The sequence below is a fragment of the Nocardia concava NBRC 100430 genome (genome assembly GCF_000308815.1).
In the GTDB taxonomy this organism is placed as follows: Bacteria; Actinomycetota; Actinomycetes; order Mycobacteriales; family Mycobacteriaceae; genus Nocardia; species Nocardia concava.
In genome coordinates, this window is record NZ_BAFX01000143.1 from 1 (window position 1) to 10,161 (window position 10,161).

Here is a 10,161-nt window from a genome sequence, read left to right on the forward strand (position 1 = left end):
CTGGGCCGATGCCGCGGCCCGGGCCGGGGACGGCGACACCGCGCTGCGCCTGGCCGAACCCACCCTGGCCGATCCGGATATCCCGCTGGCCGATCTAGCCGCCGCGGTGCGCATCTGCGCGGGCGTCTGGACCCGCCGCGGTCTCGCGGACCGCGCCGCGCAGCTCTACACCTGGCTGGGTCCGACCCGCGTGGGCCCGGACTGGGCCGTCGCCGCCACCGTCCTCTATCTCTCCGGCGATGCCCAAGGCGCGCAGGCACTCTCGGTGAACGCCGCGCAGTGGCCGCCCACCGAGGCCACCTCGCGCGCCGCCCTGGTCGCCAACGCCCTGTGGGACTCCATCGGGTCAGCGGACAACGCGGGCAACGCCACCCGCTGGCAACCGTCCGGCCCCGGCACGCCCCGGCGTCCGCTGGGTGAACCCGGCCGCGGCCCGGCGCCGACGGCCTTCCCGCCCGCCGCCGAGGCCCCCCGTCCGTCCGGCCCGGCGAACCGCTTCTCCGGCGCCAATGGAATGTCCACCGCGCCGACGGGATCGGCGAGTGGTCCGGTCGGCTTGCCGCGTACCCCGTCGAAGCCGGCGTCGGGCAACCCGTCCGGCTTCGGATCGGTCTCGGCGCCAACGGGATTCACCGCCGAGTTGCAGGCCGTCCCGCGCCCGCCGACCACGTTGGCGGCCCGGCGTTTCGCGAGTCCCGCACTGGCGCATCGCGGTGCGGCGGTCGCGGCGGCGTCGGCCCTGATCCAGGCCGCGCATTCCGGCCCGGCCCCCGCCGACGACGGCGGCGACCGATTCCTGCCGTGCTCGGCGGTGTCCATCGCGGTGCTGCTGTGCCTGAGCATGGGCGATCCGCGCCGCGCGGCCGACGCCCTGCGCGGTCCGGTCCGCGATCCGCAGCGCCTGGTGCTGGGCGCGTGGGTCGCCATGCTGGGCGGCGACGAGCATTCGGCGGCCGAGCTGATGGCGGAAGTCCCGCTCGCGCAACTGGATCCGCGCGATCGCCTGCTCGCCCACGGCGTGCTGGTCGGGCTGGCCCGGCGCGGCGGCGACCACGCGGCACTGGCCCTGGCCTGGCAGCAGGCCGCGCCCCTGTTCGACGAGGTCGGCGCGGACCTGCTGACCCTGCTGCCCATCGGGGAGCTGTGGCTGGCCGGTATCCGGCTGCGCGACGAGGCCCGGCTGACCGCGTTGGTGACCGCTGCCGACGAGCTGCTGCGCCGCCTGGGCCAGCCGCCCGCCTGGTCGAATGCCTTCCACTGGTATGCGATTCAGGCCGCCATCGCCCAGGAGAGCCCGGAAGCCCTGCTGCCGCACGCGCATCGGCTCAAGGTGTCCGCGGCGGCGGGCGATCCGCAGGCCGCCGCGCTGGCCGACGCCGGCCGCACCTGGGTGCTGGTGCTGCGCGGCCAGGTGACGCGGGACCGGGTCGAGGGCGCGGTGGCCCGGCTGTCCGGGCTCGGCCTGCGCTGGGACGCGGCCCGGCTGGCCAGTGAGGCCGCGCTGGCGGCCGGTGATTCGGCCACCGCGACGGCCCTGCTCAAACTGGCCCGCACGCTGCGCGCCCAGGCCCGCCCGCCCGAGTCGCCGATGCGCGCGCCGGCGCCGTCGGCCCCGCAACCGCGTCCGGAACCGATCACCGATACCGTGCTCAGCGAACGCGAACGCGAGGTCGCCGAACTGGTGCTGCTCGGCTTGACGTACCGGGAGATCGGGGCCCGGCTCTATATCTCGGCCAAGACCGTGGAACATCACGTGGCCCGGATGAGACGTCGAATCGGTGCCGGGTCGCGTTCGGAGTTATTGTCAATGCTTCGCGCCATGGGTCACGGATCACTCCTCGTCTGACCCGGCGCGGAGGAACCCTGACGCACCGAGTGAGGTAACGAGGATGGCCACTGGGGTGGGCCTGCGCATCGCGGACGACGAATCCGTCGTCGCCGTGGTGACCGGCGACGACGCCACACTCCCGGTGCACTACACGGTGCGCGAGTCCGTGCTGCACATGTCGGAGGACGGCGACGCCGTTCTGGGAGGCGAAGCGCCCGAGGGCTATACGCACTCGATCCGGGGTTTCGTGGACGCGGTCGGCGACCCGGCCGGGCTGCCGGTCGACGACGGCGAGGCCTACCGCGCCGAGGATCTGATGGCCACCGCCGTCTTCTGCCTCATCGGCCAGGCCGCCGAGCACCTCAACGGCCCGGCCGAGTTCTACCTGACCCACCCGACCGGCTGGCCCGAGACCCATGTCCGCTCGCTGCGCGAGGCCCTCGACTATCTGGGCCTGAAGTCGGTGGTGCTGGTCGCCGAGCGCGACCTACCCCCGGCGGACGCGGACACCGGCAAGACCCTCGCCTATCAAGCCGCCCGCGCGGCGCTGGCGGCGGTGCTGTCCACTCCGGCCGGGCTGACTCCGCCCGACGCCACCGCGTCCGCCGCCAATGCCGCCGATGTCACCGACGTGCTGCCCGCCCTCAAGGGTTCGGAACTGGCCCAGGCCTATTCGGAGGCGGTCCCGGCCGTCACCACCGCCGAGCCGTCCGTCACCCGCGGCATTCCCGCGGTGCCCGTGGCGCCCACCCCGCGCGCGAACCGGGGGCCGTACATCATCGCCGCGGTCGCCGCCGTGATCGGTTTGCTGCTGGGTGGCATCGGGGTCGCCGCCGTGTTGCGCCAGGACGATTCCACGCCCGGCCCGCCGCGCGGCGAGGTGCGTTCCGAGCCGAACGCCACCGCGGGCGTGGCCCCGCCGCTGCTACCGCCCACCGGTTCCGAGCACCCGACCGCGGCCGCGCCGCCCGCCGATGTGGTGGACGCCCCGGCGACCACCGAGGCCCCGCCCACCACCACCGCGCCGCCGCCCACCACCACCGAGGCGCCGCCGCCGACCACCCCGCGCACCACGCCGCCGACCACGACACGCCCGTACCCGCCGATCTACCAGTACCCGCCCGTGCCGACGTTCGAAATCCCGCAACCTCCGGTGGTGCAGGATCCCTGGGGACAGTTTCCGCGCTGATTTCGTAGCGACCTTCCGAGGTTTGTGCCCTAAAGTGGTGCGCTGACCGACCTTCCGGAAGGTAACCGGATCCGGCCCCGGAACTGTCGGTCTGCTGGTGCACTACGAAGGGACTCCATGCGCAAGTTCATGGCGCGCCGCGCCACGGTTCGAGCTGCCACCATCGCGTTCGCCTCGACCGTCCTGATCGGTCCCTTGCTCAGCACCGCCACCGCGGACACCCCGGATCAGCTTGCCGCCGAGAAACTTCCGGCCGAACTGGTCGCCGCCATCCAGCGCGATCTGAAGATGACGCCCGCCGAATACCTGGACCGCGCCGAGAAGGCCCAGCAATTGCGGGACTACGCAACCGGATTCCGTACCCAGCGGCCCGACGACTTCGCGGGCGCCTGGCTGGGCACCGACGGCAAGCCGGTCATGGCCGTCACCTCGCTCGACGCCGCCAAGATCGCCGCCGCCGACGGCTACCAGACCCGGCTGGCCCCGATCAGCGCCGACAATCTGGAGAGTTCGGCCGATCAGCTGAACATGTGGATCACCGCCCTGCCTCGGGACCTGTCCAGCGCCATCAATTCGGTCGCCATCGACTTCCTCAACAGCCAGCTGGTGCTCAGCGTCGCGAACACCCCGGCCGGCCATTTGCTCAACCTGCCCACGCTGATCGCCAATATCAAGGTGATGCTGTCGCCGGATTCCGGCGGCCCGGTGGAACGGCGTCCCATGGGCGGCGACACCTACATCACCGCGCCGACTCCGCTCAGCGATACCGCGCTGCACAGCGTGGATGTCTGCTCGTTCGGTTTCAACAGCGTGGATTCCGCCGGGAACCCGCTGAACATCAGTGCCGGGCATTGCAATCCGAATGTCGAGAAGGGCATCGGCGCCGATGTCTACATTCCGAATGTGAAAAACCTGGTGTCGAGCCCGAAGGCCGGCAGCTTCGTCTCGTCCAACCTGGGCGGCCGCAGCGGGCTCGACTATTCGGTCATCAAGCTGAACGACGACGCGGTGCGCGCGGGCATGGATCAGCCGGTGGTGCGCGGCGCCAACGGCACCACGCTCTCGATCACCGGGGTGGCCGATCCGATCACCGGCGCGCCGGTCTGCAAGTCGGGCCAATCCTCCACCTTCACTTGTGGTTTCGTGGTGGCCGACCGGGTCGAGACCCAGCTCTTCACCTCCGAGGGCGTCTCGAAGACGGTGCGCGGCTTCGCCTCCAGCGCCTGCACCCTGGGCGGTGACAGCGGCGGCGCGATCGTGACCGGCACGCTGGCGCTGGGCATCACCAGCGGTTCGAACGCGGCCGACGCGCCGAACTGCAACGAGGCCAATACCCAGTTGGCGCAGTACGGTGGAACCGCGTCGCTGGGCATCCCGGTGCGCGCGATTCTGAGCGAGATCGACGCCAATTCCGGCGGCGGTATCGGCAGCGGAATTCAGGTGCGGACGCGCTCCATCGCGTAGGAGGCGGAAAACCGCGAGAAGATGTAAACGGACATCCTTCTCATTGCGGCATAATCCGACACGCTCGCTGTTTGCCCTGCGAATACCGAAACGTCACCTCGCAATAAGTAGGCATAACGGTCCCGACACCATATAGTCGGGGCCATGCTCCTGCCACGTATGCGCTTCTCCATGCCTGCCGCGGGTCGAAACCCGCGGTCCCTTGTCCGTACTGCGGCGATCGCGGCCACCACTGTGCTCGTCGCCGGACCCCTGGCAGCGAGTGCGCACGCGGAGCCCGCGAACCCCACCCCGGATCTCCCGGCCGCCCTGATCACCGCGATCACCCGCGATCTCAAGATCTCCCCGCAGGACTACCTGAACCGCGCCGACGTCGCGCAGAAGGTGGCCACCTTCGCCACCACCGCGCAGCGGCAGTTCCCGCAGGTCTTCGGTGGCGCGTGGCTGGACGAGACCGGCAAGGCCATCGTGGCGCTGGCCCCCGGCGAGGGTGTGGACCAGGCCCGCAAGGCCGTGCAGGACGCGGGCTTCACCGCCAAGGACGTCAGCAAGAGCGAGACCACGCTGCGCGGTGAGAAGAACGCCTTCCAGCAGTGGCTCAAGGATCAGCCGGAATCGGTGTCGAAGGCCATTCGGGGCGTGGCCATCGACACCCTGAACAACAGCATCGCGGTGCGGGTGGACAAGCCCGATCTGCCGCTGCCGGGCTTCGTGGACCCGGCCCGCGTCATCGTGATGGCCGCACCGCCGGTCGGCGGCGAGGGCCAGGACGTCCCGCAGGCCACCCCGATCGCCGGCGCGGGCCCGCGCGCGATCGCCGCGGGTGAGGCCTACGCCTCGGTGGCGGGCCGCATGTCGCTGCGCTGCTCGCTCGGCTTCAACGGCACCGACGGCAACGGCAACGTCGTGAACATCACGGCGGGACACTGCAACCCGAACATCGCGGCCACCGGCGGCGCCAACTCGCCGAGCGTGTACCAGCTCGTCGGCGAGAGCCGCGGCCCGGAGGTCGGCCAGTTCCAGAAGTCGATCCTCGGCAACCAGGACTACTCGATCGTCGGCATCAACGACCAGTTCCGCGACGCCTTCTCCAACCCGCTGGTGAGCGTTCCCGGCGCGGGCCCGATCAGCGTCACCGGCGTGGCCGTGCCCGTGGTCGGTGCCCCGGTCTGCAAGTCGGGTGCGCGCACCGGCTTCAGCTGCGGCGTGGTGAACGCCGTCGACCAGACCGTCCAGGTCGGCGACCGCCTGCTCACCCAGTCCTTCTCCGCCAATATCTGCGCCCTGCCCGGTGATTCGGGCGGCCCGCTGGTGACCGGCACCCTGGCCCTGGGCATCTCCAGCGCCTCCTCCGTCGCCGACTACCCGATCTGCGAGATCCCCAACCTGATCGGTCTGATCACCGGCAACACCCCGCAGCTGTTCGCGCAGCCGGTGAGCACCGTGCTCTCCGACAACCCGGGCCTGCGGGTCCGCACCAGCTGATCTCAGCACGCTCGAAAAGGCCGGTAGCTCAACAGCTACCGGCCTTTTCGCATCTCGGTGTACCCCGGACCCCTTGTGGCAGCGGTGTGGCGGCAGGGAGGCATGGGACGGGAGTGATCGGGCATGGGCCGGACCGCCGCCGCTCCGGCATGCTGGAGACATGTGTTTGGTGTTGCTCGGCTGGCGGACGCATCCGGAATACCGATTGATCGTGGCCGCCAATCGGGAGGAGTTCTTCACCCGCCCAACGGAATCGCTGCGCCGGTGGGACGAGGTGCCCGGATTGCTGGCGGGCCGGGATCGCGGCGCGGCGGGTCCGGTGCCCGGCACCTGGCTCGGGTTCCTGCCCGATCGCCGCCGATTCGCGACGGTCACCAATGTGCGCCTGCCCGACGAGTTCCGCGTCGATGTCCGCTCGCGCGGCGCGCTGATGCTCGATTTCCTGAGCGGTGACACGGTTCCGGAGAAGTTCGCGCGCCGGACGGCCGCGGCGGCCGACGACTACAACGGCTACAACATGCTGGTCTCGGACCTGGAAACGCTGTGGTGGCACAGCAATCGGAGCGATCGGGCCCCGCGCGAACTGCCGCCGGGCTTCCACGGCCTGTCCAACAATGCCCTCTTCGGCTCCCTCGATCCGGACGGGACCGTCTCCGCCGACTCCACCGATTCGGTCTGGCCGAAGGTGCGCGAGGGCGTGCGCGCGCTGCACGCGGTGGCCGCCGCGAATCCCGGTGACGTCGAGGGCTATCTGGCGGTGCTGTCCGACCGCACCCGCGCGGACGACTCCGAACTGCCCGCCACCGGTCTGGACCGGCCCACCGAGCGCGCCGCCTCGGCGCGCTTCGTCCGCCACCCGATCCACGGAACCCGCTGCAGCACCGTGCTGCTGGTACACGAGGACGGCAGCTACACGATGACCGAGCGCACCTTCGGCCGCCTCGGCCGGGCGCAGGACACGGAAACCTTCACCGGGCGCGTCGACCTCTCGGCTCGACCGGAATAGCCCGGAACGCGAACGGACCCGCCCCGGGTCGGGGGCGGGTCCGCTCTGACTGCCGAAAGATCCGAAGGACTACTTCGAACTGGCGTTCATGTTCGCGTCACTCCACTTGCTGGTGCCGGGAGCGGCCTGCAGCGTGTTGATCAGATCCATACCGGCGACGCCCAGCGCGGGCGCGCCGAACGCGATCGTGCCGAGGATGCCGCCGATGCCCGCCAGCGCGACGAAGGTCGGGATGGCGGCGATGCAGCCGATGATGGTCGCGCACTCGATGGCGCCGAGACCGATGCCGATCGCGCCGCCGACGATCACACCGACCGCGGTGCCGACGAAGCCGCCGATGGCGGTGGCGAGGCCGAACTCGGTGGTGAAGTTGTTCATCGCGCGCTGGTCCTCGACCGGCGACGCGACATCCTTGAGCACCATCACCGGGTGGTCGAAAGTGCCCAGCTTGGTGGCGTCGAAGTCGGCGGGCTTCTCCGGCACCACATTGAGAACGGTGTTGTCGGCCTTCAGCTCAGCCTTGACCGGAATCTTGGTTCCGGCCACGGAGTAGTTGAGCGGGAAGGAGACGACGGTCGCGCCCTGCAGATCCTTGACGTTGACGATGGTCTGCTTCGGATCTTCCGGAGTAGCACCATCTTTCTCGGTGAGCTCGAAGACGCCGTTCTTCAGAGTCGACACAACGGTCTTGTCCTGCACCATCTTGCCGTCGACGAACTTGGCATCGACCAGCTTGCTGGAGTAGTCGATTCCCGCCGGCTTGGCCGGAGCGGGCGTGGCAGCGTCGTCGGCGTGGGCGGTCGTCATCCCCACGGTCATTGCGCCGATGACCAGGGCAGCCGCCGCAGTGGTACTGCGAAGCTTCATATTCGGTTGGTTCCAATCCGTCATCAGGTAATCCGCTGTGTGCCTCTTCGCCACGCGAGACCCGGCTTCCCTCGGGCCAGCCACGCGCTAGGACTTGTCCTCCCCGAGCATGTGAATACGCACACAGCTGTCGGACAGCGTGAGCCTAGTCGATCAATCTACGATTTGCGAGATTCGTTTCTTTCGGCAGGACAAGGCGTTTCGAAGTAAGCCTGCCCTTGGTTACGGCCGCGAATTGCCGGGATTTACGGTGTGGGAAACCCTGGACAGCTAAGTTACCGGCGGGTAACTTACCGTCCATTAGGATACGTGCAACCCGAGGCGGAACCAGGCTGCCTCGCCACTGGCTCGTAGAACCGTAAGAGAGGTCGCGACATGAATGCCCTGACAGTGACGCTGGGCACGATTGGGGCGGTGTTCACAGTCTTCTGTTGGGCATCGTTCATCGGAGGCGTGCGGAACATCGCGCGCACCGTCATGGTCGGGCAGTCCGCGCCCGATCGCTGGCGGCCGTTCTTCCCCCGCTTCAAGACCATGATGGTGGAGTTCCTCGCGCACACGCGCATGAACAAATTCCGCACGGTCGGCTGGGCGCACTGGCTCGTCATGATCGGCTTCCTGCTCGGGTTCATCCTGTGGTTCGAGGCCTACGGCCAGATCTTCGACCCCGAATTCCATTGGCCCATCATCGGTTCCTGGGGCATCTACCACCTGGTCGACGAAATCCTGGGCATCGGAACGGTGGTCGGCATCCTGGTGCTGATCGTCATCCGCCAGCTCAACCACCCGCGCGTGCCCGCGCGGCTGTCCCGGTTCAGCGGCTCCCGGTTCGCGCCCGCGTATGTGATCGAATCCATCGTCCTCGTCGAGGGCCTGGGCATGGTCATGGTGAAGGCCGGCAAGATCGCGACCTACGGCGAATCCCACACCTGGAGCGACTTCTTCACCGAGCAGGTCGCCAAGCTGCTGCCCGAGTCGATCGCCATGGTGTCGATCTTCGCGTTCATCAAGCTCTGCTCCGGCGCGCTGTTCCTGCTGCTGGTCGGCCGCAATGTCACCTGGGGTGTGGCCTGGCACCGGTTCGCGGCGTTCCCGAACATCTACTTCAAGCGTGAGGACGACGGCAGCGTCGCCCTCGGTGCGGCCAAGCCGATGATGTCGAACGGCAAGCCGATCGAGATGGAGACCGCCGACCCGGACAACGACACCTTCGGTGTGGGCAAGTTCGAGGACTTCTCCTGGAAGGACATCCTCGACGTCACCACCTGCACCGAATGCGGCCGCTGCCAGTCGCAATGCCCGGCCTGGAACACCGGTAAGCCGCTGTCGCCCAAGCTGCTGATCATGTCGCTGCGCGACCACGGCTATGCGAAGGCCCCGTACCTGCTCGCCGGTGGCCGAAAGGACATGGGCGGCGACGAGATCGGTCTCGTCGATGCCGAGGGCAAGCCGAACGAGCGTGCGCTGGCGAAGATTTCCGAGGCCGCGCGGGCGGAGGCGGAGCGTCCGCTGGTCGGTGGTGAGGATGTCAACGGCATCATCGATCCCGAGGTGCTGTGGTCGTGCACGACCTGTGGTGCGTGTGTGGAGCAGTGCCCGGTCGATATCGAGCACGTCGACCACATCATCGACATGCGCCGCTACCAGGTGTTGATCGAGTCGGAGTTCCCCTCCGAACTCGCCGGGTTGTTCAAGAACCTGGAGAACAAGGGCAACCCGTGGGGCCAGAACGCCAAGGACCGCCTGAACTGGATCTCCGAGGTCGACTTCGAGGTCCCCGTCTACGGCCGCGACGCCGACAGCTTCGACGGCTATGAGTACCTGTTCTGGGTCGGCTGCGCCGGCGCCTACGAGGACCGCGCCAAGAAGACCACCAAGGCCGTCGCCGAGCTCCTCGCGACCGCGGGCGTGAAGTTCATGGTGCTGGGTCAGGAAGAAACCTGCACCGGCGACTCCGCGCGGCGTGCGGGCAACGAATTCCTGTTCCAGCAGCTGGCGATGCAGAACATCGAAGTATTGAACGGTGTGTTCGAGGGGGTGGAGCAGTCGAAGAAGAAGATCGTCGTCACCTGCGCCCACTGCTTCAACGCGTTGAACAACGAATACCCCCAAGTCGGCGGCACCTACGAGGTCGTGCACCACACCCAGCTGCTCAACCGCCTCGTCCGCGCCAAGTCGCTGGTGCCGGTGTCGCCGGTGGCGCAGAACGTCACCTACCACGACCCCTGCTACCTGGGCCGCCACAACAAGATCTACAACGCGCCCCGGGAGCTGATGGAAGCCTCCGGCTCCACCCTGGTCGAAATGCCGCGTCACGGTGAA

At 68.8% G+C, this 10,161-nt stretch carries 7 protein-coding genes; 6 read left to right on the forward strand and 1 reads right to left on the reverse strand.

Features of this window, described 5'->3' with window-relative positions:
• The 5 genes from ON43_RS43430 to ON43_RS33695 all read left to right on the forward strand — a co-directional run.
• The coding region (locus tag ON43_RS43430; RefSeq protein ID WP_167333481.1) for a LuxR C-terminal-related transcriptional regulator at window positions 1-1,846 on the forward strand (1,846 nt) is incomplete at its 5' end.
• Between the two features lie 43 nt (window positions 1,847-1,889).
• The gene (locus tag ON43_RS33680; RefSeq protein WP_040814062.1) at window positions 1,890-3,017 is read left to right on the forward strand and encodes a hypothetical protein; all 1,128 of its coding nucleotides are present in this window, start codon (window positions 1,890-1,892) and stop codon (window positions 3,015-3,017) included.
• Between the two features lie 117 nt (window positions 3,018-3,134).
• Window positions 3,135-4,481, forward strand: a complete 1,347-nt coding sequence (locus ON43_RS33685; RefSeq protein ID WP_040814064.1) for a S1 family peptidase — start codon at window positions 3,135-3,137, stop codon at window positions 4,479-4,481.
• 144 nt (window positions 4,482-4,625) lie between these two features.
• Window positions 4,626-5,966 (forward strand): S1 family peptidase, encoded by a 1,341-nt coding sequence (locus ON43_RS33690; RefSeq protein ID WP_245568854.1) that lies wholly within the window; start codon window positions 4,626-4,628, stop codon window positions 5,964-5,966.
• A 160-nt stretch (window positions 5,967-6,126) separates the two neighbouring features.
• Window positions 6,127-6,972 carry an NRDE family protein gene (locus ON43_RS33695; RefSeq protein WP_040814066.1) on the forward strand — a complete coding sequence of 282 codons (846 nt, stop codon included), beginning with the start codon at window positions 6,127-6,129 and terminating at the stop codon, window positions 6,970-6,972.
• A gap of 69 nt (window positions 6,973-7,041) precedes the next feature.
• On the opposite strand, the gene ON43_RS33700 is transcribed toward ON43_RS33695, so the two are convergent.
• Entirely contained in the window at window positions 7,042-7,839 is a 798-nt protein-coding gene (locus ON43_RS33700; RefSeq protein ID WP_040814068.1) for a DUF8020 domain-containing protein, read from the reverse strand.
• Window positions 7,840-8,214: 375 nt separating this feature from the next.
• Between ON43_RS33700 and ON43_RS33705 the strand changes: the two genes are divergently transcribed.
• Window positions 8,215-10,161: (Fe-S)-binding protein (locus tag ON43_RS33705; protein WP_040814073.1), on the forward strand; the 1,947-nt coding region annotated here is incomplete at its 3' end.